The sequence below is a fragment of the Pseudomonas putida genome, from assembly GCF_028682455.1.
GTDB classification, from domain to species: domain Bacteria; phylum Pseudomonadota; class Gammaproteobacteria; order Pseudomonadales; family Pseudomonadaceae; genus Aquipseudomonas; species Aquipseudomonas putida_AA.
Genome location: NZ_JANHLD010000004.1, coordinates 275,492 through 297,671, shown reverse-complemented (window position 1 = coordinate 297,671; position 22,180 = coordinate 275,492). Strand labels below are relative to the sequence as shown.

The following is a 22,180-nucleotide window of genomic DNA, read 5'->3' as shown; positions in this document are numbered from 1 at the left end:
ACCCGACTAAAGCACTAGGTCTTATAGTTGACTTAAATGCTCGGGAATAGCATACTCGCTTCCATTCCGAACCCCGTGGTACCTACTAGCCATGCGACTGACTACAAAAGGCCGATACGCCGTGACCGCCATGCTTGATCTGGCGTTGCACGCGCAGCATGGGCCGGTGTCTCTGGCCGACATTTCCGAACGCCAAGGCATCTCCCTCTCTTATCTGGAGCAGCTGTTTGCAAAGCTGCGCCGCAGCAGTCTGGTTTCCAGCGTGCGCGGTCCTGGCGGCGGCTACCAGCTGTCGCGAAGCATGGAGAGCATTCAGGTCGCGCAGGTCATCGATGCGGTCAACGAATCGGTCGACGCAACACGCTGCCAGGGCCTGGGTGATTGCCACGCCGGCGACACCTGCCTGACCCACCACTTGTGGTGTGACCTGAGCCAGCAGATTCACGAATTCCTCAGCGGCATCAGCCTGGCCGACCTTGTTACTCGCCGTGAGGTACAAGAAGTCGCCCAGCGCCAGGACCTGCGACGTATCGCAGGCCGGGCACCGCAGCTGGACAAGATTGAGACGTCAGCCGTCGAATGACCGTTTCGACGCGCGGCGCGACCGCCTGATAGGAGATATTCAATGAAGTTGCCGATCTACCTCGATTACTCCGCGACCACACCGGTCGACCCACGCGTTGCCCAGAAAATGAGCGACTGCCTGCTGGTCGATGGAAACTTCGGTAATCCGGCGTCGCGCTCCCACGTCTTTGGCTGGAAAGCCGAAGAAGCGGTCGAGAATGCCCGTCGCCAGGTTGCTGACCTGGTCAATGCCGACCCGCGTGAAATTGTCTGGACCAGCGGTGCAACCGAGTCCGACAACCTGGCAATCAAGGGCGTTGCGCACTTCTACAGCACCAAGGGCAAGCACCTGATCACCTCCAAGATCGAGCACAAGGCTGTCCTGGACAGCACGCGCCAACTGGAGCGTGAAGGCTTCGAAGTCACCTACATCGAGCCAGGCGCCGATGGCCTGATCACCCCGGCCATGATTGAAGCTGCCCTGCGTGACGACACCATCCTGGTTTCGATCATGCATGTGAACAACGAAATCGGCACCATCAACGACATCGCTGCCATCGGCGAACTGACCCGCGCTCGCGGCGTCATGTTCCACGTCGACGCCGCCCAGTCCACTGGCAAGGTCGAAATCGACCTGCAGAAGCTGAAAGTCGACCTGATGTCCTTCTCTGCCCACAAGACCTACGGCCCTAAAGGTATCGGCGCGTTGTACGTCAGCCGCAAGCCTCGCGTGCGCCTGGAGGCCACCATGCACGGTGGCGGTCATGAGCGCGGCATGCGTTCGGGTACCCTGGCCACCCACCAGATCGTCGGCATGGGCGAAGCGTTCGCCATCGCCAAAGAGCTGATGGCCAGCGAGAACGTCCGCATCAAGGCCCTGAGCGACCGTTTCTACAAGCAGGTCGAAGGCCTTGAAGAGCTGTACATCAACGGCAGCATGACCGCGCGCATCCCGCACAACCTGAACCTGAGCTTCAACTACGTTGAAGGCGAATCGCTGATCATGGCCCTCAAGGACCTGGCAGTGTCCTCCGGTTCGGCCTGTACCTCGGCTTCGCTTGAGCCGTCGTATGTGCTGCGCGCCCTGGGCCGTAACGACGAGCTGGCTCACAGCTCGATCCGCTTCACCTTCGGTCGTTTCACCACCGAAGAAGAAATCGACTACGCCGCGCAGAAAGTTTGCGAGGCCGTGACCAAGCTGCGCGAATTGTCGCCGCTGTGGGATATGTACAAAGACGGCGTCGACATCTCCAAGATCGAGTGGGCTGCGCACTAAGTAGTCGCCGGCAAGAGCGGCTCTCTGATGAGGAAGGAATTGCACCATGGCATACAGTGAAAAGGTCATCGACCATTACGAAAACCCACGCAACGTCGGCAAGATGAATGCCGAGGATCCGGATGTCGGAACCGGCATGGTCGGCGCTCCAGCGTGCGGCGACGTGATGCGCCTGCAGATTAAAGTCAACGAGCAGGGCGTCATCGAAGACGCCAAGTTCAAGACCTACGGCTGTGGTTCGGCCATCGCCTCCAGCTCCCTGGCCACCGAGTGGATGAAGGGCAAGACCCTGGACGAAGCCGAAACCATCAAGAACACCCAGCTGGCCGAAGAACTGGCGTTGCCGCCAGTGAAAATTCACTGCTCGGTACTCGCCGAGGACGCCATCAAGGCGGCCGTACGCGACTATAAGCAGAAGAAAGGTTTGCTCTAAGTTCGCCTGTTGCAGGTAAGGAGTCTCGATGGCTATCAGCATGACAGAAGCCGCCGCCAACCATGTGCGGCGCTCTCTCGACGGACGCGGCAAGGGTGTCGGTATTCGCCTGGGCGTTCGTACCACCGGCTGCTCGGGTCTGGCCTATGTGCTGGAGTTCGTTGATCAGCCAGACGCCGAAGACCAGGTCTTCGAAAGCCACGGCGAGAAAGTGATCATTGATCCCAAGAGCCTGGCCTACCTCGACGGTACCGAGCTCGATTTCGTCAAGGAAGGGTTGAACGAAGGCTTCAAGTTCAACAACCCCAACGTACGCGGTGAGTGTGGCTGCGGCGAAAGCTTCAACGTTTGAGGCTGCGCGTGGGTACTCCTTGTCATTTCGCCCTGTTTGACCTGCAACCTGGCTTCCGTCTGGACCTCGATAAACTGGCTGTTCGCTATCGCGAACTGGCCCGTGAGGTCCACCCGGATCGCTTCGCCGATGCCTCCGAACGTGAACAGCGCATTGCGCTCGAGCGTTCGGCTGCGCTGAACGAGGCCTACCAGACGCTAAAGAGCGCGCCCCGGCGTGCCCGCTACCTGTTGGCGATCGGCGGCCATGAAGTGCCGCAGGAAATCACCGTCCATGATCCCGAGTTCCTGCTGCAGCAGATGCAATTGCGCGAAGAGCTCGAAGATCTGCAGGACAGTGCCGACCTCGACGGTGTCGCCGTCTTCAAGCGTCGCTTGAAAACCGCCCAGGAAGCGCTCAACGAGGATTTCGCCGCCTGCTGGAATGATCCTGCGCAGCGCGAACAGGCCGAGCGCCTGATGCGCCGCATGCAGTTTCTCGACAAGCTCGCCTACGAAGTGCGCCAGCTGGAAGAGCGCCTCGACGATTAACTCGGCGCTGCTCCTGGCGGCGCCCCTGGTATTCAGATAAGCATGGCCCTACTGCAGATCGCCGAACCCGGTCAGAGCCCTCAACCGCACCAGCGTCGCCTGGCGGTGGGTATTGACCTTGGTACCACCAACTCCCTGGTCGCAGCGTTGCGCAGCGGCCGCAGCGAGCCCCTGCCCGACGCTCAAGGTCGGGTCATCCTGCCTTCCGCCGTGCGTTACCATGCCGACCACATCGACGTCGGCCAGGTGGCGCGTGATGCTGCTTCCGGCGACCCGCTCAATACCGTGTTGTCTGTCAAGCGTCTGATGGGCCGTGGCCTTGCAGACGTCAAGCAACTGGGTGAGCAACTGCCATACCGCTTTGTTGGCGGCGAGTCGCACATGCCGTTCATCGACACCGTCCAGGGCCCGAAAAGCCCGGTGGAAGTCTCGGCCGATATCCTCAAGGTGCTGCGCCAGCGCGCCGAAGAAACCCTCGGAGGCGAGTTGGTGGGGGCGGTGATCACCGTTCCGGCCTATTTTGACGATGCCCAGCGCCAGGCCACCAAGGACGCCGCGCGTCTGGCCGGGCTCAACGTGCTGCGCCTGCTCAACGAACCGACCGCAGCGGCCGTGGCCTATGGCCTGGACCAGAATGCCGAAGGGCTGGTAGCCATTTACGACCTGGGCGGCGGTACCTTCGATATTTCCATCCTGCGCCTGACGGGCGGAGTGTTCGAAGTGCTGGCCACAGGTGGCGACAGCGCCCTGGGTGGCGATGATTTCGACCACGCGATTGCCAGTTGGATCGTCGAGCAGGCAGGTCTGTCCTCGGACCTCGATCCGGGTGCCCAGCGCCAACTATTGCAAGCGGCTTGCGCGGCCAAGGAAGCCCTGACCGATGCTGACTCGGCTGCCGTCGCGTACGGTGACTGGCGCGCCGAGTTGACCCGCACAGCCTTCGATGCCCTGATCGAGCCGCTGGTAGCCCGCAGCCTCAAGGCCTGCCGCCGCGCGGTGCGTGACAGCGGCGTCGAGCTCGATGAAGTGGGTGCAGTGGTCATGGTCGGTGGCTCGACTCGCGTGCCACGTGTGCGTGAGGCGGTCGGCGCCCTGTTTGGCCGTACGCCACTGACCGATATCGACCCGGACCAGGTGGTGGCCATCGGCGCCGCGATCCAGGCCGACACGCTGGCCGGCAATCGCCGCGATGGCGGCGAACTGCTTCTACTTGATGTGATCCCGTTGTCCCTTGGGCTTGAAACCATGGGTGGGCTGATGGAGAAGGTGATTCCGCGTAACACCACCATCCCGGTTGCCCGTGCCCAGGAGTTCACCACCTACAAGGATGGCCAGTCGGCCATGATGATTCATTTGCTGCAGGGTGAGCGCGAGTTGATCAGCGATTGCCGTTCCCTGGCGCGCTTCGAGCTTCGTGGCATTCCAGCGATGGTCGCCGGTGCCGCGAAGATCCGTGTCACATTCCAGGTCGATGCCGACGGCTTGCTCAGCGTTTCGGCGCGTGAGCTGGGGTCGGGCGTCGAATCGAGTATCCAGGTCAAGCCATCCTACGGCCTGACCGATGGTGAAATTACCCGCATGCTCAAGGATTCCTTCGAGCACGCGGGCTTTGACAAGGTGGCGCGCCAGTTGCGCGAGCACCAGGTCGACGCCGAGCGCCTGCTCGAAGCTGTGCAGGGCGCGCTGGACGCCGATGGCGACCGTCTGCTGGACGCCGAAGAGCGCCTGGCTATCGAACAACAAATGCAAGACTTGCGTGATTTGATCAACGGCACCGATGGCGCAGCCATCGAGCAACAGACCAAGCGTCTGTCGCAGGTGACCGATGCCTTTGCCGCCCGTCGCCTTGATTCGACGGTAAAAGCCGCGTTGGCCGGGCGCAACCTGAATGAGATCGAGGAATAACTGATGCCGCAGGTGATTTTTCTGCCCCACGAGAAGTTCTGCCCGGATGGCATGGTGGTGGAGGCTGAGACAGGTAAGTCCATTCTCGAGGTGGCGCACGACAACCACATCGAGATCGAAAGCGCCTGCGGCGGTGTCTGCGCCTGCACCACGTGCCACTGCGTGATCCGTGAGGGCTTCAATTCGCTCAATGAAGCCGACGAGCTGGAAGAGGACTACCTGGACCGCGCCTGGGGCCTCGAGCCTACCTCGCGCCTGACCTGCCAGGCCAAGGTCGGTGACGAAGACATCACCGTCGAAATCCCGAAATACTCGCTCAACCACGCAGCCGAAGCGCCGCATTGATCCTGGAGCCGACATGAGCCTGAAATGGGTTGATGTACTTGAAATTGCAATCCAGCTTGCCGAAAGCAAGCCGGAAGTCGATCCTCGTTATGTGAATTTCGTCGATCTGCACCAGTGGGTGCTGGGATTGCCGGAATTCAGTGACGATCCGCAGCGTGGCGGCGAGAAAGTTCTCGAAGCCATCCAGGCGGCCTGGATCGAAGAAGCCGACTGAGCGCGCTCGGCAGGTTAGGCAATCCCCCGGAACCCGCGTATAATTCGCGGGTTTAATTTTTCGCTTCACTCAACGTTTCTGGAGTTACACCATGGCTGTTCAACGTACTTTCTCCATCATCAAGCCTGACGCCGTTGCCAAGAACGTGATCGGCAAGATCACCACTCGCTTCGAAGAAGCTGGCCTGCGCATCGTTGCTTCGAAAATCAAGCAACTGTCCAAAGCCGAAGCCGAAGGTTTCTACGCTGAGCACAAAGAGCGCGGTTTCTTCGCTGACCTGGTTGCCTTCATGACTTCCGGTCCAGTTGTCGTTCAGGTTCTGGAAGGCGAAAACGCCATCGCTCTGAACCGTGAGCTGATGGGCGCTACCAACCCTAAAGAAGCTGCTCCAGGCACCATCCGCGCTGACTTCGCCGAGTCGATCGACGCCAACGCCGTTCACGGTTCGGACTCCGAAGCCGCTGCAGCTCGCGAAATCGCTTACTTCTTCGCAGCTACCGAGGTAACCACTCGCTAAGCGAAAGCTTACGGGTGAGGGTGAATCCATGACGACATCGACTGGCAAAACTAACCTGTTGGGGCTGACCCAGCCGGAAATGGAAAAATTCTTCGACTCTATCGGGGAGAAGCGTTTCCGTGCCGGTCAGGTAATGAAATGGATTCACCACTTTGGCGTCGATGATTTCGACGCCATGACCAACGTCGGCAAGGCCTTGCGTGAAAAGCTCAAGGCAGTTGCCGAGGTTCGCGGTCCGGAAGTGGTCAGCGAGGACATCTCCACCGACGGCACCCGTAAGTGGGTGGTGCGCGTGGCGTCCGGCAGCTGCGTCGAGACCGTGTACATCCCCCAGGGCAAGCGTGGCACGCTGTGTGTCTCGTCCCAGGCCGGTTGCGCCCTGGACTGCAGTTTCTGCTCCACCGGCAAGCAAGGATTCAACAGCAACCTCACCGCCGCCGAAGTTATCGGCCAGGTGTGGATTGCCAACAAGTCGTTCGGCACGGTACCTGCCAAGATCGACCGTGCCATCACCAACGTGGTGATGATGGGCATGGGCGAGCCGCTGCTGAACTTCGACAACGTGGTCGCCGCCATGCATTTGATGATGGACGACCTCGGTTACGGCATTTCCAAGCGCCGGGTGACGCTGTCCACCTCCGGCGTGGTTCCGATGATCGAAGAGCTGGCCAAGCACATCGACGTTTCCCTGGCCCTGTCGCTGCACGCGCCGAACGATGCGCTGCGCAACGAACTGGTGCCGATCAACAAGAAGTACCCGCTCAAGGTATTGCTCGCAGCGTGCAAGAACTACATGTCTCAGCTGGGTGAAAAGCGTGTACTGACCATCGAGTACACCCTGCTCAAGGACGTCAACGACAAGCTCGAGCACGCCGTGGAAATGGCCGAGCTGCTCAAGGACGTTCCGTGCAAGATCAACCTGATCCCGTTCAACCCGTTCCCGCACTCCGGTTACGAGCGCCCGAGCAACAATGCCATCCGCCGTTTCCAGGATCACCTGCATCACGCCGGCTACAACGTGACGGTGCGCACTACCCGTGGTGAAGACATCGACGCCGCGTGCGGCCAGTTGGTCGGCCAGGTGATGGACCGTACCCGTCGCAGCGAACGCTTGCTCGCCGTACGTCAGTTGAACGCCGACGGCGATGTGCAAGAAAGCGCTGCACGGAACTGAAGAGAGGACCTCCATGACCTTGCGCGCCGCGCTGTCGATCCTGTCGCTCGCCCTGCTTGCAGGCTGCGTGTCCGGCGGGAGTTCGGACACGCTGGCCAGTCGCGAGGGCAGGGCCCATGCAGCGCAGGCCTATGTGCAGCTTGGGCTCGGGTATTTGCAACAAGGTTTGACCGAACAGGCCAAGGGGCCACTGAAAAAAGCGCTTGATCTCAATAGCCAGGATGCCGCCGCCAACGCTGCCCTGGCTTTGGTGTATCAGGCCGAAGATGAGCCGGAACTGGCGCAAACGTACTACCGCAAGGCGCTGTCCAGTCGCCCGGACGATACGCGGATCCGTAATAACTACGGCAGTTTCCTTTATGCTCAGGGACAATACGCGCAGGCGCAGCAGATGTTTGCCCAGGCAGCGGCCGATACGCTGTATCCTGAGCGTTCCCGGGTATTCGAGAGCCTTGGCCTGACGGCTTTGAGACTTGGCCAGCGTGAGCAGGCGCAGCAATACCTGGTAAAAGCTTTGCGACTCAACCAGCAGCAACCGCGTGCGTTGCTCGAAATGGCTGAGTTGTCTTACGAAGACAGGCATTATGTGCCGGCCCGTGACTACTACGATCGTTTCAGCCAGCTGAGCGACCACAGTGCCCGCAGCCTGCTGCTGGGCAGTCGGCTTGCCAATGTCTTCGAAGAACGGAACAAGGCCGCCGATCTGGGCCTGCAATTACAACGACTTTATCCCGGTACGCCGGAATATCAGCAATACCTGTCGGAGCAATGATGAAAGCGGCGCATCCCGAAGTAGCAGCAGCGACTCGCGAGAATCCAGGTGAGACTTTGCGTCAGGCCCGCGAGAGCAGGGACTGGTCGCAGGCCGAGGTGGCCCGCAAGCTCAACCTGACCGTGAGTTCCCTGAACAATCTTGAATCCGGCGCCTTCGACAAGCTGCCCGGGCACACCTTTGCCCGTGGCTACATCCGCGCCTATGCCAAATTGCTGGACATGGACCAGGCTGCCCTGGTTCAGGCCTTTGACCATTGCACCGGCACCCACGCCCAGGGCAGCGACGTGCATGCCCTCGGCCGTATCGAAGAGCCAGTACGCCTCTCCCACAACATCCTGCGTATCGTCAGCCTGTTGCTGCTGGTTGTGGTCATCGGCGGCGGCTTCTTCTGGTGGCAGGATCAAAGCAGCCAACGCAGCAAGGACCTCGTCAACATGGCCCTTGAGCACGTCGAAGTCGAAAGCGCCGACGGCACTACCCAGATCCACCCGCTGGACGAGCCAGAAGATCAGGCCGTCAGCGCCGGCCAGGAGCCGGAAGCCACCCCGCTGAACCTGGAGCAGGCTGCGACGCCGGCCGAGCAAACCGCCCAAGCGCCTGCGCCTGAGGCAGCCGTCAGCCCGGCAGCGCCTGCGGCACCTGCTGCGCCGGCTGCCGTGGTTCCTGCACCCGCTCCCGCTCCTGCAGCACCGGTCGCGCCTGCGGTCGTCGCCAGCGCCCCTGCTGCTCCGGCTCCCGCTCCCGCAGCCCCGGTCGCTGCTGGCAGCGGCCAGGTGCACATGCAATTCACTGCCGATTGCTGGACTTCGGTCACAGACGGCAACGGCAAGGTGCTGTTCAGCGCCATCAAGCGCAAGGGCGACAGCCTGCAGCTGAGCGGCAAAACGCCGTTCGCGGTACGCCTGGGCTTTGCCCGGGGCGTGCAGCTCAGCTACAACGGCCAGGCCGTCGACATTGCGCCGTTCACCAGTGGCGAGACTGCTCGCCTGAAGTTGGGACAATAAGTCATGCACGGCGAATCTCCGATCAAACGTCGCGAATCCCGGAAAATCTGGGTTGGTAATGTACCTGTCGGCGGCGATGCCCCCATCGCTGTCCAGAGCATGACCAACACCGACACCAATGACGTCGCCGCCACCGTGGCGCAGATCAAACGCCTGGTCGATGCCGGCGTCGATATCGTGCGCGTCTCGGTTCCGGACATGGACGCAGCCGAAGCCTTCGGCCGAATCAAGCAGCAGGTCAGCGTTCCGCTGGTTGCCGACATTCACTTCGATTACCGCATCGCCCTGCGCGTAGCCGAGCTGGGTGTCGATTGCCTGCGGATCAACCCGGGCAACATCGGCCGCGAAGACCGCGTACGTGCGGTGGTGGATGCCGCCCGTGACCGGGGCATTCCGATCCGCATCGGCGTCAACGCCGGTTCCCTGGAAAAAGACCTGCAGAAAAAGTACGGCGAGCCTACCCCGGCCGCGCTGGTCGAGTCGGCCATGCGCCACGTCGAGCACCTCGATCGCCTGGACTTCCAGGACTTCAAGGTCAGCGTGAAGGCCTCCGACGTGTTCATGGCCGTCGAAGCCTATCGCCTGCTGGCCAAGCAAATCATCCAGCCGCTGCACCTGGGCATCACCGAAGCCGGTGGCCTGCGTTCGGGCACGGTGAAATCCGCGGTCGGCCTCGGTATGCTGCTCGCCGAAGGTATTGGCGATACTATTCGCATCTCCCTGGCGGCAGACCCGGTCGAAGAGGTCAAGGTCGGTTACGACATCCTCAAGTCCCTGCACCTTCGTTCGCGTGGTATCAACTTCATCGCCTGCCCGAGCTGCTCGCGGCAGAACTTCGATGTGGTCAAGACCATGAACGAGCTGGAAGGGCGCCTGGAAGATCTGTTGGTACCGCTGGACGTGGCGGTGATCGGTTGCGTGGTCAACGGTCCGGGCGAAGCCAAGGAAGCCCATGTCGGGCTGACCGGCGGCACGCCAAACCTGATCTATATCGATGGCAAACCATCGCAGAAGCTGAGCAATGACAACCTGGTCGATGAGCTGGAACGGCTCATCCGCCAGAAAGCGGCCGAAAAGGCCGAAGCCGACGCGGCCTTGATCGCCCGTGGCTGACACCCAGATTCGTAAGGATTTTCCGTGAGCAAATCGCTGCAAGCCATCCGTGGCATGAACGACATCCTGCCCGAGCAGACACCGCTGTGGCGCTATTTCGAGAGCACCGTGGCAGGCCTGCTGGACACCTACGGCTACCGCCAGATCCGCACGCCTATCGTCGAGTTCACCGAGCTGTTCAAGCGCTCGATCGGTGAAGTCACCGACATCGTCGAAAAAGAGATGTACACCTTCACCGACCGCAACGGTGATTCCCTGACGCTGCGTCCGGAAGGCACCGCAGCCTGCGTGCGTGCCGTGCTCGAGCACGGTATCAGCGGCGGCGGCCAGGTACAGAAGCTCTGGTATATCGGCCAGATGTTCCGCCACGAGCGCCCGCAGAAAGGCCGCTATCGCCAGTTCCACCAGATCGGCCTGGAGGTGTTCAACCTCGACGGTCCGGATATCGACGCCGAGCTGATCGTACTGACCTGGCGGCTGTGGAAGCTGCTGGGCATCCGTGACGCGGTGAAGCTCGAGCTCAACAGCCTGGGCACCAGCGAAGCCCGTGCCCGCTACCGCGATGCGCTGGTCGAGTTCCTCTCGGCGCGCCTGGATCAGCTGGACGAAGACAGCCAGCGTCGCCTGAAGACCAACCCGCTGCGCATCCTCGATACCAAGGACGCCAATACCCAGGCGGTACTGGTCGATGCGCCGAAGCTTGAAGACTACCTGGACGAAGAGTCCCGCGTGCACTTCGAGGGCCTGAAGGCACGCCTGGATGCCGCCGGCATTCCATTCGTGATCAACACCAAGCTGGTACGTGGCCTGGACTACTACAGCAAGACCGTATTCGAGTGGGTGACCGACAAGCTCGGCTCCCAGGGCACTGTCTGTGCCGGTGGCCGCTACGATGGCCTGGTCGAGCAGATGGGCGGCAAGCCGACCCCGGGCGTTGGATTCGCCATGGGTATCGAGCGCCTGATCCTGCTGCTCGAAACCCTGGGGCAGATCCCCGAGTCGATCAACCGTCAGGTCGATGTCTACCTGTGCGCCTTCGGCGAGCAGGCAGAGCTGGCAGGCCTGGCCCTGGCCGAGCGTCTGCGTGACCGCTTGCCGAACCTGCGCCTGCAGGTCAATGCCGGTGGTGGCAGCTTCAAGAGCCAGTTCAAGAAGGCCGACAAGAGTGCTGCACTGTTCGCCTTGATCCTGGGGGACGACGAACTGGCGCAACAAGTGGTAGGTTTCAAACCCCTGCGTGGCCAGGGCGAACAACAAAACATTGCCTGGGATGCTCTGGCAGAGCACCTGGAAGCTTCCCTCGCGCAGGCGTGAAGCGGGTCAACAGCCGATTTGGTGAAAAGGAGTATTGGGGTGTCGAGTACCGATGATGAACAGCTGGCGGCATTCAAGGACTGGTGGCAGCGTAACGGCAAGCCACTGGTAACCGGCGGCCTGCTGGCACTGGTGATAGTGTTTGGCTGGCAAGCCTTCCAGAAGTACCAGGGCAACCAGTCGCAAGGCGCCTCGAACCTCTATCAGGCCCTGCTGGAAACCACCCTGACGCCGAGCGGCGAGCCGGATGCGGCCAAGGTCGCCGAGTTGTCGGGCAAGCTCAAGAACGAGTTTGGCGGCACCGCTTATGCCCAGTACGGCAGCCTGTTCGTGGCCAAGGTCGCGGTCGAGGCTGGCAAGCTGGATGATGCCGCTGCCGAACTCAAGTCGGTGATGGACAAGCCGGCCGACGCGACCCTGGGCGAAATCGCCCGTCAGCGCCTGGCCCGCGTCCTGGCTGCCCAGGGCAAGGTCGATGATGCCCTGAAACTGCTTGAAGGCGACGCTGACAAGGCGTTTCTGGCCAGCCGTGAAGAGCTCAAGGGCGACCTGCTGGTGCAGCTGGGCCGTACTGCCGATGCGCATACCGCTTACGAAAAAGCCAAGGCCGCGCTGTCTGATGACGCTGCGATCGGTGGCCTGCAACTCAAGCTCGACGACCTGGCCAAAGGGGATGCGTAAGTGATCGGTTGGAAACATGCAGCAGTGCTGACCCTGGCCCTCCTGGCCGTGGGTTGCAGCAGCAACAGCAAAAAGGAATTGCCTCCGGCTGAGCTCACCAGTTTCACCGAAGAGGTGGTCCTGAAGAAGCAGTGGAGTCGCTCGATCGGTGACGGTCAGGGCGAAACCTTCAACATGCTGGTCCCGGCGATCGAGAACGACCGCATCTACGCCGCCGATGTCAGCGGCGTGGTGATGGCCCTGGATCGCAACACTGGCGACGTGGCCTGGAAAAAAGACCTCGAGCTGCCTGTTTCCGGCGCCGTTGGCGTGGGCTACGGCATGGTCATGCTCGGCACCCTCAAGGGTGAAGTCATTGCCCTGGATGCCAGCACCGGTGAACAGCGTTGGCGTTCGCGCGTTACCAGTGAAGTACTGGCACCGCCTGCCACCAACGGTGACGTGGTGGTGGTACAGACCCAGGACGACCGTGTGATTGGCCTGGATGCCAGCACCGGTGACCGTCGCTGGATCTACGAGAGCACCCCGGCGGTACTGACCCTGCGTGGTACCGGCGCGCCGATCGTGACCAATCGCCTGGCCATCGCTGGCCTGTCGACCGGCAAGGTCATCGCCCTGGATACCCAGAACGGCGTACCGGTCTGGGAACAGCGCGTCGCCATCCCGCAAGGGCGCTCCGAGCTTGATCGCGTTGTCGATATCGACGGTGGCTTGCTGCTGTCGGGTGGCACACTGTATGTGGCCAGTTACCAGGGCCGGGTCGCCGCTCTGGACCTGGAAAGCGGCCGGGTGATGTGGCAGCGCGATGCGTCCAGCTACGCTGGCGTGGCCCAGGGTTTTGGTAACGTCTACGTGAGCCTGGCTTCGGGTACCGTAGAAGGCATCGACGAGCGTTCGACCAGCGCGTTGTGGAGCAACGACTCGCTGGCCCGTCGCCAGCTGTCGGCGCCGGAAGTGTTCTCAAGCTATGTTGCAGTAGGTGACCTGGAAGGCTACCTGCACCTGCTCAGCCAGGTCGACGGTCGCTTCGTCGGTCGTGAGCGTATCGACAGCGATGGCCTGCGCGCCCGTCCGCTGGTGGTGGGTGACACCATCTATGTGTACGGCAACAGCGGCAAGCTCGAGGCGCTGACCATCCGCTGAGGCTATGCTTGAGGCCTTGCAGGCCTCGGGCTGCGGCACTTCGGGTGCCGCCCGAACTCCGGCCGCTGCAGTGCAGCGGCCTTTGTATTTTTTGAATTTATGAAGTGGAGAGCCGCATGGTTCCCGTAATCGCCCTGGTGGGCCGACCGAACGTCGGCAAATCCACCATGTTCAACCGCCTGACCAGGACCCGCGACGCTATCGTCGGCGACCTGTCCGGGCTGACCCGTGACCGTCAGTACGGTGAAGCGCGCTGGCAAGGCCGTTCGTACATCCTGGTCGACACTGGTGGTATTTCCGGTGACGAGCACGGCATGGACGAAAAAATGGCCGAGCAGTCGCTGCTGGCCATTGAAGAAGCTGATGTGGTGCTGTTCCTGGTGGACGCGCGCGCAGGCCTCACCGCTGCCGACCAGATGATTTCCGAGCACCTGCGCAAGCGTAACAAGCGCTCGTTCCTGGTCGCCAACAAGATCGACAACATCGATCCGCAAATGGCCATCGCCGAGTTCTCGCCATTGGGCATGGGCAACGCCATTGGCGTCGCCGGCGCCCAGGGCCGCGGGGTCAACAACCTGCTCGAAGCAGTGTTGAGCGAGTTTCCGCGCGACAAGGAAGAGGAAGAGATCGACACCAACGTCGCCGAAGGCGAGGAAGCGGTGCGTATCCCTGGCCCCAGCGAGAAAGATGGCATCAAGATCGCCATCATCGGCCGTCCGAACGTGGGCAAGTCGACCCTGGTCAACCGCATGCTCGGTGAAGACCGGGTTATCGTCTACGACCAGCCCGGCACCACCCGCGACAGCATCTACATTCCCTTCGAGCGCAACGAAGAGAAGTACACGCTGATCGACACCGCCGGTGTGCGCAAGCGCGGCAAGATCCACGAAGAAGTCGAAAAATTCTCGGTGGTGAAAACCCTGCAGGCAATCAAGGACGCCAACGTGGTGATCTTTGTCATGGACGCCCGTGAAGGCGTGGTTGACCATGACCTGAACCTGCTGGGCTTTGCCCTGGAAGCCGGTCGCGCCATCGTCATCGCCCTGAACAAGTGGGATGGCATGCAACCCAGCGAGCGCGACTACGTGAAGACCGAGCTTGAGCGCCGGTTGTTCTTCGTCGACTTCGCCGACATCCACTTCATCTCGGCGCTGCACGGCACTGGCGTGGGCAACCTGTACCAGTCGGTGCAGAACTCGTTCAAGTCGGCGGTCACCCGCTGGCCGACCAGCCGCCTGACCCAGATCCTCGAAGACGCGGTCAGCGAGCACCAGCCACCGATGGTCAACAGCCGCCGGATCAAGCTGCGCTATGCCCACCTGGGTGGTGCCAACCCGCCGATCATCGTGATCCACGGCAACCAGGTCGAGAAGGTACCCAAGTCTTACTCGCGCTACCTGGAAAACACCTACCGCCGGGTGCTGAAGCTGGTCGGTACGCCGATCCGCATCGAGTACAAGGGCAGCGACAACCCGTACGAAGGCAACAAGAACACCTTGACCGACCGCCAGGTCAACAAGAAGCGTCGCTTGATGTCGCACCACAAGAAAGCCGAGAAGAAGCGTAAAGACAAACGCTGAAAGCATCGCGGGGCAAGCCCGCTCCTGCAGACGGTGGGAGCGGGCTTGCCCTGCGACTGTTACAACCTTTTTCCTGACCACTCAATCCGCTATGCTCGGTCTCTGACCGCGCCGCCTCGAGCCGGATTGATTCGCAGGAAAGAGGGCTCCATGATCAGCAGCAAGTTGCCGAACGTCGGCACGACCATCTTTACCACCATGTCCCAGCTCGCCGCACAAACCGGCGCCTTGAACCTGTCCCAGGGTTTTCCCGATTTCAATGGTCCCCAGGCCCTGCTCGATGCAGCAGGCCGCGCTATAAGCGCCGGCCACAACCAGTATTGCCCGATGACCGGCTTGCCCGCGTTGCGCCAGCAGGTCGCGGCCAAGATTGCCCGCAGCTATGGCGTGAGTGTCGATGCCGAGCAAGAGATCACCATCACCCCCGGTGCCACCGAAGCGATCTTCTGTGCCATCCACGCGGTAATCCGCGCTGGTGACGAAGTGATTGTCTTCGACCCCAGCTACGACAGCTACGAGCCGTCGGTCGAGCTGGCCGGTGGCCGCTGCGTGCATGTGCAATTGAGCGACGGTGACTTCAGGATCGACTGGCAGAAGCTTGCCGACGCCCTGAGCCCGCGCACGCGGATGATTATCCTCAATTCACCGCACAACCCCAGCGGTGCACTGATCAGTCGTGACGACCTGGAAAAGCTGGCGCTGTTGATAGCCGATCGGGACATCTACCTGGTCAGCGACGAGGTCTATGAGCACCTGGTGTTCGATGGCGTGCAGCACGCCAGCGTGTTGGCGATCGAGGCGCTGTACCAGCGTGCCTTTGTGGTCAGCTCGTTCGGCAAGACCTACCACGTCACCGGCTGGAAAACTGGCTACGTGGTGGCCCCGCCCGCGTTGAGCGCGGAGCTGCGCAAGGTCCACCAGTATGTCAATTTCTGCGGCGTGACCCCGTTGCAATGGGCCCTGGCCGATTTCATGGCCGCGCACCCCGAGCATGTCGAGGAACTGCCGGCGTTCTACCAGGCCAAGCGCGACCTGTTCTGCGACCTGCTGGAGCCCTCGCGCTTTACCTTTACCCGTACCGCCGGGACCTATTTTCAACTGGTCGACTACTCAGCGATCCGCCCGGACCTGAACGACGTAGAGATGTCGCTGTGGCTGACCCGCGAACACGGTGTGGCAACTATCCCGGTGTCGGTGTTCTACCAGCAACCCATCCCCGAGCAGCGCTTTGTGCGTCTGTGCTTTGCAAAACGCGAGGAGACGCTGCGTCAGGCAGCGGAGAAGCTATGCGCGATCTGAGTGAACTGCCCAACCTGAAAGTGGCCCTGGTGCAGACAACCCTGGCCTGGCAGGACCGCCTGGCCAACTACGAGCATTTCGAGAGCTTGCTGGAGCAGGCCCGAGGTTCCGATCTGATCATCCTGCCGGAGATGTTCACCACCGGCTTTTCGATGGATTCCGAAACCCTGGCCGAGCCGGAAAACGGCCCCACCTACAAGTGGCTCAAGAGCCAGGCCAAGAAGCTGGATGCAGTGGTCACTGGCAGCGTGATCATCCAGGCTGCCGATGGCAGCCATCGCAACCGCCTGCTATGGGCGCGCCCTGACGGCGAGATCCTGTTCTACGACAAGCGCCATCTGTTCCGCATGGCCGGCGAACACAAGCACTACACCCCCGGCGAGCGCCAGGTGCAGTTCGAAATCAAGGGTTGGCGGGTGCGTCCGCTGATCTGCTACGACCTGCGCTTCCCGGTGTGGAGCCGCGACGCCCAGGACACCGACCTACTGCTGTATACCGCGAACTGGCCCGCAGCTCGTCGCCAGCACTGGAATCGCCTATTGCCGGCACGGGGCATCGAGAACCTGTGCTATGTGGCCGCGGTGAACCGAGTAGGTACGGACGGCAAGGGCTTCGCCTATACCGGCGACAGCCAGGTGCTGGACTTCCAGGGTGAGAGCCTGCTCAGTGCAGGAGAGGCGGACGGGGTGTTCACGGCCGTGTTGAGCGCAGCTGACCTGGCGGCGTACCGCACGCGGTTCCCGGCCAACCTGGATGCCGATACCTTCGACCTGCATTGAAACCTTCGCGGGGCAAGCCCGCTCCTACTTCTATAGGAGCGGGCTTGCCCCGCGATGGCCTCAATACACATCCCGCCGATAACGCCCAAGCTCGATCAAGCGTTGCACTTCTTCCTCCCCGAGCACCTCGTTGAGCACCTTATCTACACCACTGGCCATGCCTTGCAGGCTGCCACAGATATAGATCGAGGCGCCGTCATCAAGCCAGCGGCGCAGTTGCGCGGCCTGCTCACGCAAGCAGTCCTGTACATAGACCTTGTGGGCCTGATCCCGTGAGAACGCCAGGTCCAGGCACGCCAGGTCGCCACTGTCCCGCCAGCGCTGCAGTTCATCGCCGCACAGATAGTCGTGGGCCCGGTTGCGTTCACCGAACAGCAACCAGTTGCGCTGCTCGCTCGCCGTAATCCGTCCCTTGAGCAGGCTGCGCAGCCCGGCGATGCCGGTGCCGTTGCCGATGAGGATCATCGGCGTTGTCGGTGCCGGCAGATGGAAGCCACTGTTGCGACGCAGGCGCAGGCTGACGCTGTTGCCCAGCGCCAGGTGCTCGGTCAGCCAGCCGGAGCCAAGTCCCAGGCTGCCATCGGGATGACGCTCCTGGCGCACGATCAGCTCCAGTACGCCATCGCTGGCAATGGAGGCAATCGAGTACTCCCGCGCCGCCAGTGGAATCAGCGCATCGACCAATGCCTGAGCGTGCAGGCCGACCAGGTGCTCACGGCTCTTGGGCAACTGGCGGCTGCCCAGGGCCTGGACGAGGGTTTCCTGCAGGCCTTCGACCTGGACACGCGCATTGCCGTCAAGCCCGAGGCCGCGCAGGAACTGCTCCAGGCTATTGCTGCTGTTGCGAGCCAGGATTTCCACCAGGTCGCCGGCTTCCCAGCGTTCTGGCTGCTCGGGCATGAGTCCCAGCAGATAAACGGCCGAACCCTGGCTGCCCGGGTTCATGTGCTCCCGGTGCACCAGGGTCCAGTTGGCAAACTCCGGGGCCTTCCACGCGGCCGGTGGCTTGCTGCCAGTCAGTTGCGCCAGTTGCTGTTGCCATTGCTGCAGCGCAGCCGGGTCGGCGCTGTCGACTTCCACCGAGGCGAACGCGCTGGTTGCACCACGCTCTGAAAGCCAGGCTTGCAAGCGACGGGCAAAGCCGCAGAAGTGCGGGTACTGGCGATCACCCAGGGCGAGCAGGGCGTAGTTGAGGTTGTTCAGGGCCCAGGGTTGGCCAAGCACCTTGCGCTCGAAGCCGCGGGCGCTGTCAGGCGCTTCGCCGTCGCCGAAGGTACTGACCACGAACACCGCGCGTTCAGCACGGTTGAGGTCCTGCTCAGTCAGCTCGCCCAGGGGGCGAACTTGTACCGGCAACCCGGCCGCCTGCAATTGGCTGGCACTCTGCCAGGCCAGTTGTTCGGCAAAGCCGCTCTGGCTGGCAAAACCCACCAGCCAGCCTTTGGCCGAATCACTCGAAGCGACAAGACCGCTGCGGGCAGCGCGCACCTGGCGCTTCTTGCGCCGACGGTCAAGGTACAACAGCCAGCCGGTGATGAAGAACAACGGCATGGTCAGGCTGGCGATGGTCACGATGATGCGACCGGTCAGGCCGAAGTAGCTGCCGACGTGCAAGGCGTAGACGCTGGCGAGCAACTGCGCCTTGAACGACTTGTCGGTGTAGCGATCAAGCTTGTTCACCTGGCCGGTGGCAGGATCGAGGGTCAGGGTATTGAACGCGCGCTCGTGCTCGGCACTATCAAGCAGGTAGAACAGCGTTGCCGGCTGCCCGCCCGCCGGTGGCAGGCGCAGGTTGTAGGCCACGAGGCCCGGGCCTGCGGCGGTCTGCAGGCTGGTCCAGATAGCGTCGTAGTCGACCACCAGCGGCTTGGCATCCTTGGCTGGCGCGCCACCGGGGCGGCCGCGCCCTTCGCCACGCTTGCGCTGCTCGCCGGCGGCGGGCTGGTCGGCCAGCAGTTTGTTGAGGCCTTCGCGGTACCACTCGTACGACCAGAACAGGCCGGTGAGGGCGAACAACAGATAGAACAGCAGGCACCAGGTACCGGCCACCGCATGCAGGTCCCAGTTGAACGCCCGACCTTTCTTGGCCCAGTCCAGGGTCAGCCAGGTGCGCCAGTTCAGCGCCTTGCGCGGCCAGCGCAGGTACAGGCCCGAGAGGCAGAAGAAAATCAGCATCAGCGTACACGCACCGGTGATTTGCCGGCCGGTGTCGCCCATGGCCAGGAATCGGTGCAGTTGCAGCATCAGGTCGAAGAAGCCCTGGCCCGCAACATCGCCCTGCAACTTGCCGGTGTAAGGGTCGGCGTAGCGCATCAGGCCGCGGCGTTCGCCGGGAGGAGGGGTGAAGAACACGCGTGCAGCGTTGTCGTTGCGTACATCGACCCAGAGCATGGCGACCTTGTCACCTTGCTCGGTCTCGATCCGGCGCACCAGCTCTGCCGGTGGCAGCACGCCTTCCTGGCGGACCTCTACCTTGAGTACATCCGGGTTGAAGGCGCGCAACAGTTCATCCTGGAACGACCAGATGGCTCCGGTAATGCCCATAAGTGCCAGCACCAGGCCTGCGGTGATTCCAAAGAACCAGTGCAGTTGGAACAGGGATTTCTTCACCACATCAATCACCTTGTTTTGTCGCAAATGCGAATGCGACGCGCATTATGCCCTGATACACGAAAGCCCCGGTCACCTAAGTGAACGGGGCTTGCCAGCCAGCGTGCTTAGAAGTGGACGCTGGTGGTCAGCAGGGCGGTGCGCCCGGCTGCCTGGTTGGCGAAGTGCGCGCTGTAGGCCTTGTCGTAGTAGGTCTCGTCGGTCAGGTTCTGCACGTTCAGCTGCAGGTCGACGTTCTTGGTCAGCTTGTAGCTGGCCATGGCGTCGTAGCGTACATAGGACGGTACGTAGACGGTGTTGTTCAGGTCACCCCAGACATCGTCGACATAGAACGCGCCACCACCCAGGGTGAGTTTGTCGGTCACGTTGTAGGTCGACCACAGGGTGAAGCTGTTTTTCGGTGTGTTCGGCAGTTCGTTACCTTTTGCCGGGTTCACACCACCGGTCAACTGACCGTTACGATTGCCAGCTTCACCCGGATCGACGGCTTCGCTCTTGAGATAGCTGTAGCCTGCAAACACTTGCCACTTGTCGGTCAGCTTGCCGCTGGCACCCAGTTCGATACCGTCGACACGCGTGGTGCCAGAGTTCTCGTAGGTGTTGTTGGCTACCAGGACGCGGGTGTTCTCTTTCTCGGTGCGGAAAATGGCCGCGGTCAACGACAGGCGTTCGTGGAACAGGTCCCACTTGGTGCCCAGTTCGTAGTTTTTGGTGGTTTCCGGCTCCAGGTCGCTGACCAGGGTGCTGTTGCCTGGGGTGTTCGGGTTGGTATCGACGCCATCCGTCACGCCACCTGGCGGGGTAGCCGATGTGGCGAAGGATGCATAGATACTGCCGTTATCCGCAGGTTTCCAGACCAGGCCTGCCTGCCAGCTCCAGAAGTGCGAGTTGTTACTGGCTTCGCCGGTAGTGGAGCTGTCGGCTTCGGTCTTGAACGAATCATAGCGAGTGCCCAGGTTCAGCAGCCACTGCGGATCGAGTTCGATCGTGTCAAACACATAGGCGGCCCGGGTGGTGGACTCGGTGTCGGTCACACTGGCGTAGTTGCGCTCCACCGAGCCGGTCCATGGATCGTTCGGATTCGGGTTGGACAGCGATGTGCAGGTCGGTAAGGTGCCTGGGTTGCAGGTCAGCTTGGTGTTCGGCGTGACGGTGTAGCCGCTGACCATGGTGTCTTCACGGGTGAACTCGACGCCGGTCGAGTAGCTGTGCTTGAAGCCCAGTGCCTGGAATTCACCAAACAGGTCGGTCTGGTTGGTGGTGGTGGAGGTATTGCTGATACGGGAGTTGGCACGTCGCCAGACAGTACCGAACTGACTGACGTTGTGGGCACTGTCGTCCGGTTGGGTCAGCACGTAATCCTGGCTGGTGCTGCCGTGACGCAAGGTGTTCTTGATGGTCATCGAGTCGTTGAGGTCGTGCTCGATGGAAATGGTGCTGATATCCGCACGGGTCTCGCGGAAATCGCGCCCCTTCAGGCCGTAGAAGTTGCTGCTGTCACCGCCGTCGGTCGGCTTGTCGTGATCGTGCGGGGCGGTCGCGCCGGCCAGTTTGTAGCCATAAGGGATGCCCGAATCCGGGAGGTCGTTGCTTTCCATATGGTAGTAGTTGAGGTTGACGCGGGTGGGTGTTCCCAGACCAAACGTCAGCGAGGGGGCGACACCCCAACGGTCGTAGTTGATCGAATCGCGACCTGCCACATTCTGCTCGTGGCTCATCAGGTTCAGGCGGAACGCGGCGCTGTCGAGAAACTGGCGGTTCACATCCAGGGTGTAGCGACGGGTCTGGTCGGAACCATAGGTGAAGCCGCCGTTGAGGAAGTCGGCCTGTTTCGGCGCTTTGCTCACCAGGTTGAGGCTACCGCCCGCCGCACCGCGGCCGCCGATGGCGGAGTTTGGCCCCTTACTCACTTCGATGGATTCTACGGCGAAGATTTCACGGGTTTGCGCACCGGTATCGCGTACGCCATCGAGGAACGTATCACCCTGGGCATCGAAGCCACGAATGAACGGGCGGTCACCTTGAGGGTTGCCGCCTTCGCCTGCACCAAAAGTCACGCCAGGCACCGTGCGCAGGGCGTCCTGCAGCGAAACAGCGCCGGTGTCCTTGAGCACTTGCTGTGGGATGACGGTGATCGAGCGAGGGGTGTCCACCAGTGGCGCGGTGTACTTCTGTGACGACGCGCGTTCAACCTTGTAATCAGTGCTCTCTTGCGCTTCGCCGGTGACGCTGGTCGCGTCCAGGGCGATGGCGCCGTTCTTGGCAGGCGCTTCTTCGGCAGCGTAGGCCATGTGGCCGGCAGAAGTGGCGGTAAGGGCTACGCCAATGGCGGAGGCGAGCAAGCGTGGTGAACTGACAGCGGTTGGCACATAGTGACGCGGCATTGGTGTTCCCCTTCCCCGGAAAATTCAGGCCGCGAAATATAATGTAAACAAATATGAGTAACAATTGAGAGGGATTGCTATTCGTAGGAAATTTACATTCTTTACAATTTGTGTCTGACGGTTTTCAGCAGCTGAAACGTCCCTACACGCCGAAAGGGCTTGTAGTTAGTCAATGGGAATAAATATCA

21 protein-coding genes are annotated in these 22,180 nt (G+C 61.6%); 19 read left to right on the top strand and 2 right to left on the bottom strand.

Annotation, left to right across the window (positions count from 1 at the left end; genetic code table 11):
* Positions 1 to 91 precede the first annotated feature (91 nt).
* From iscR to NPS58_RS24355, 19 genes are all read left to right on the top strand, one after another.
* The gene (gene iscR / locus NPS58_RS24445; RefSeq protein ID WP_038614519.1) at positions 92 to 583 is read left to right on the top strand and encodes a Fe-S cluster assembly transcriptional regulator IscR; all 492 of its coding nucleotides are present in this window, start codon (positions 92 to 94) and stop codon (positions 581 to 583) included.
* A gap of 42 nt (positions 584 to 625) precedes the next feature.
* Positions 626 to 1,840 (top strand): IscS subfamily cysteine desulfurase, encoded by a 1,215-nt coding sequence (locus NPS58_RS24440; RefSeq protein WP_274117830.1) that lies wholly within the window; start codon positions 626 to 628, stop codon positions 1,838 to 1,840.
* A 46-nt stretch (positions 1,841 to 1,886) separates the two neighbouring features.
* Positions 1,887 to 2,273 (top strand): Fe-S cluster assembly scaffold IscU, encoded by a 387-nt coding sequence (gene iscU / locus NPS58_RS24435; RefSeq protein WP_002552476.1) that lies wholly within the window; start codon positions 1,887 to 1,889, stop codon positions 2,271 to 2,273.
* Between the two features lie 28 nt (positions 2,274 to 2,301).
* Positions 2,302 to 2,625, top strand: coding sequence for an iron-sulfur cluster assembly protein IscA (gene iscA, locus NPS58_RS24430; protein ID WP_274117829.1), 324 nt, complete (start codon positions 2,302 to 2,304; stop codon positions 2,623 to 2,625).
* Between the two features lie 8 nt (positions 2,626 to 2,633).
* Positions 2,634 to 3,155, top strand: coding sequence for a co-chaperone HscB (gene hscB, locus NPS58_RS24425; RefSeq protein WP_274117828.1), 522 nt, complete (start codon positions 2,634 to 2,636; stop codon positions 3,153 to 3,155).
* Between the two features lie 42 nt (positions 3,156 to 3,197).
* The gene (hscA, locus tag NPS58_RS24420; protein ID WP_274117827.1) at positions 3,198 to 5,060 is read left to right on the top strand and encodes a Fe-S protein assembly chaperone HscA; all 1,863 of its coding nucleotides are present in this window, start codon (positions 3,198 to 3,200) and stop codon (positions 5,058 to 5,060) included.
* A 3-nt stretch (positions 5,061 to 5,063) separates the two neighbouring features.
* On the top strand, positions 5,064 to 5,405 hold the full coding sequence (gene fdx / locus NPS58_RS24415; protein ID WP_274117826.1) for an ISC system 2Fe-2S type ferredoxin: 342 nt from the start codon (positions 5,064 to 5,066) through the stop codon (positions 5,403 to 5,405).
* Positions 5,406 to 5,418: 13 nt separating this feature from the next.
* Positions 5,419 to 5,619, top strand: coding sequence for a Fe-S cluster assembly protein IscX (gene iscX / locus NPS58_RS24410; protein WP_274117825.1), 201 nt, complete (start codon positions 5,419 to 5,421; stop codon positions 5,617 to 5,619).
* Positions 5,620 to 5,710: 91 nt separating this feature from the next.
* Entirely contained in the window at positions 5,711 to 6,136 is a 426-nt protein-coding gene (gene ndk / locus NPS58_RS24405; protein ID WP_274117824.1) for a nucleoside-diphosphate kinase, read from the top strand.
* 28 nt (positions 6,137 to 6,164) lie between these two features.
* Positions 6,165 to 7,310 carry a 23S rRNA (adenine(2503)-C(2))-methyltransferase RlmN gene (rlmN, locus tag NPS58_RS24400; protein WP_274117822.1) on the top strand — a complete coding sequence of 382 codons (1,146 nt, stop codon included), beginning with the start codon at positions 6,165 to 6,167 and terminating at the stop codon, positions 7,308 to 7,310.
* A gap of 13 nt (positions 7,311 to 7,323) precedes the next feature.
* The gene (gene pilW, locus NPS58_RS24395; protein ID WP_274117821.1) at positions 7,324 to 8,082 is read left to right on the top strand and encodes a type IV pilus biogenesis/stability protein PilW; all 759 of its coding nucleotides are present in this window, start codon (positions 7,324 to 7,326) and stop codon (positions 8,080 to 8,082) included.
* Complete coding sequence (locus NPS58_RS24390) at positions 8,082 to 9,089, top strand: RodZ domain-containing protein (protein WP_274117820.1); 1,008 nt, start codon at positions 8,082 to 8,084, stop codon at positions 9,087 to 9,089. Before pilW ends, NPS58_RS24390 begins: the two co-directional genes overlap by 1 nt.
* A 3-nt stretch (positions 9,090 to 9,092) precedes the next feature.
* Entirely contained in the window at positions 9,093 to 10,202 is a 1,110-nt protein-coding gene (gene ispG / locus NPS58_RS24385) for a flavodoxin-dependent (E)-4-hydroxy-3-methylbut-2-enyl-diphosphate synthase (RefSeq protein ID WP_274117819.1), read from the top strand.
* Positions 10,203 to 10,226: 24 nt separating this feature from the next.
* Entirely contained in the window at positions 10,227 to 11,516 is a 1,290-nt protein-coding gene (hisS, locus tag NPS58_RS24380; RefSeq protein ID WP_274117818.1) for a histidine--tRNA ligase, read from the top strand.
* Positions 11,517 to 11,555: 39 nt separating this feature from the next.
* A complete protein-coding gene (locus tag NPS58_RS24375; protein ID WP_274117817.1) occupies positions 11,556 to 12,197 on the top strand; it encodes a YfgM family protein in 642 nt (213 codons plus the stop codon).
* A complete protein-coding gene (gene bamB, locus NPS58_RS24370) occupies positions 12,198 to 13,340 on the top strand; it encodes an outer membrane protein assembly factor BamB (RefSeq protein WP_274117816.1) in 1,143 nt (380 codons plus the stop codon). It begins immediately after the preceding gene.
* A 116-nt stretch (positions 13,341 to 13,456) separates the two neighbouring features.
* Complete coding sequence (gene der, locus NPS58_RS24365; RefSeq protein WP_028942775.1) at positions 13,457 to 14,920, top strand: ribosome biogenesis GTPase Der; 1,464 nt, start codon at positions 13,457 to 13,459, stop codon at positions 14,918 to 14,920.
* A gap of 150 nt (positions 14,921 to 15,070) precedes the next feature.
* Positions 15,071 to 16,219 carry a pyridoxal phosphate-dependent aminotransferase gene (locus NPS58_RS24360; RefSeq protein WP_274117815.1) on the top strand — a complete coding sequence of 383 codons (1,149 nt, stop codon included), beginning with the start codon at positions 15,071 to 15,073 and terminating at the stop codon, positions 16,217 to 16,219.
* On the top strand, positions 16,207 to 16,998 hold the full coding sequence (locus NPS58_RS24355) for an amidohydrolase (RefSeq protein ID WP_274117813.1): 792 nt from the start codon (positions 16,207 to 16,209) through the stop codon (positions 16,996 to 16,998). Before NPS58_RS24360 ends, NPS58_RS24355 begins: the two co-directional genes overlap by 13 nt.
* A gap of 60 nt (positions 16,999 to 17,058) precedes the next feature.
* On the opposite strand, the gene NPS58_RS24350 is transcribed toward NPS58_RS24355, so the two are convergent.
* Together NPS58_RS24350 and NPS58_RS24345 are read right to left on the bottom strand one after the other, a co-directional pair.
* Complete coding sequence (locus NPS58_RS24350) at positions 17,059 to 19,611, bottom strand: sulfite reductase flavoprotein subunit alpha (RefSeq protein ID WP_274117812.1); 2,553 nt, start codon at positions 19,609 to 19,611, stop codon at positions 17,059 to 17,061.
* A gap of 104 nt (positions 19,612 to 19,715) precedes the next feature.
* Positions 19,716 to 21,992, bottom strand: a complete 2,277-nt coding sequence (locus NPS58_RS24345) for a TonB-dependent receptor (protein ID WP_274117811.1) — start codon at positions 21,990 to 21,992, stop codon at positions 19,716 to 19,718.
* Between the last annotated feature and the right edge of the window lie 188 nt (positions 21,993 to 22,180).

Bases quoted from the DNA above. Each gene is read 5' to 3' on its own strand.
- ndk (WP_274117824.1), top strand. From the start codon at position 5,711: ATGGCTGTTCAACGTACTTTCTCCATCATCAAGCCTGACGCCGTTGCC.
- rlmN (WP_274117822.1), top strand. From the start codon at position 6,165: ATGACGACATCGACTGGCAAAACTAACCTGTTGGGGCTGACCCAGCCG.
- NPS58_RS24355 (WP_274117813.1), top strand. From the start codon at position 16,207: ATGCGCGATCTGAGTGAACTGCCCAACCTGAAAGTGGCCCTGGTGCAG.
- NPS58_RS24360 (WP_274117815.1), top strand. From the start codon at position 15,071: ATGATCAGCAGCAAGTTGCCGAACGTCGGCACGACCATCTTTACCACC.
- pilW (WP_274117821.1), top strand. From the start codon at position 7,324: ATGACCTTGCGCGCCGCGCTGTCGATCCTGTCGCTCGCCCTGCTTGCA.
- iscR (WP_038614519.1), top strand. From the start codon at position 92: ATGCGACTGACTACAAAAGGCCGATACGCCGTGACCGCCATGCTTGAT.
- iscX (WP_274117825.1), top strand. From the start codon at position 5,419: ATGAGCCTGAAATGGGTTGATGTACTTGAAATTGCAATCCAGCTTGCC.
- hscA (WP_274117827.1), top strand. From the start codon at position 3,198: ATGGCCCTACTGCAGATCGCCGAACCCGGTCAGAGCCCTCAACCGCAC.
- NPS58_RS24390 (WP_274117820.1), top strand. From the start codon at position 8,082: ATGAAAGCGGCGCATCCCGAAGTAGCAGCAGCGACTCGCGAGAATCCA.
- NPS58_RS24345 (WP_274117811.1), bottom strand. From the start codon at position 21,992: ATGCCGCGTCACTATGTGCCAACCGCTGTCAGTTCACCACGCTTGCTC.
- iscU (WP_002552476.1), top strand. From the start codon at position 1,887: ATGGCATACAGTGAAAAGGTCATCGACCATTACGAAAACCCACGCAAC.
- fdx (WP_274117826.1), top strand. From the start codon at position 5,064: ATGCCGCAGGTGATTTTTCTGCCCCACGAGAAGTTCTGCCCGGATGGC.
- NPS58_RS24440 (WP_274117830.1), top strand. From the start codon at position 626: ATGAAGTTGCCGATCTACCTCGATTACTCCGCGACCACACCGGTCGAC.
- iscA (WP_274117829.1), top strand. From the start codon at position 2,302: ATGGCTATCAGCATGACAGAAGCCGCCGCCAACCATGTGCGGCGCTCT.
- der (WP_028942775.1), top strand. From the start codon at position 13,457: ATGGTTCCCGTAATCGCCCTGGTGGGCCGACCGAACGTCGGCAAATCC.
- ispG (WP_274117819.1), top strand. From the start codon at position 9,093: ATGCACGGCGAATCTCCGATCAAACGTCGCGAATCCCGGAAAATCTGG.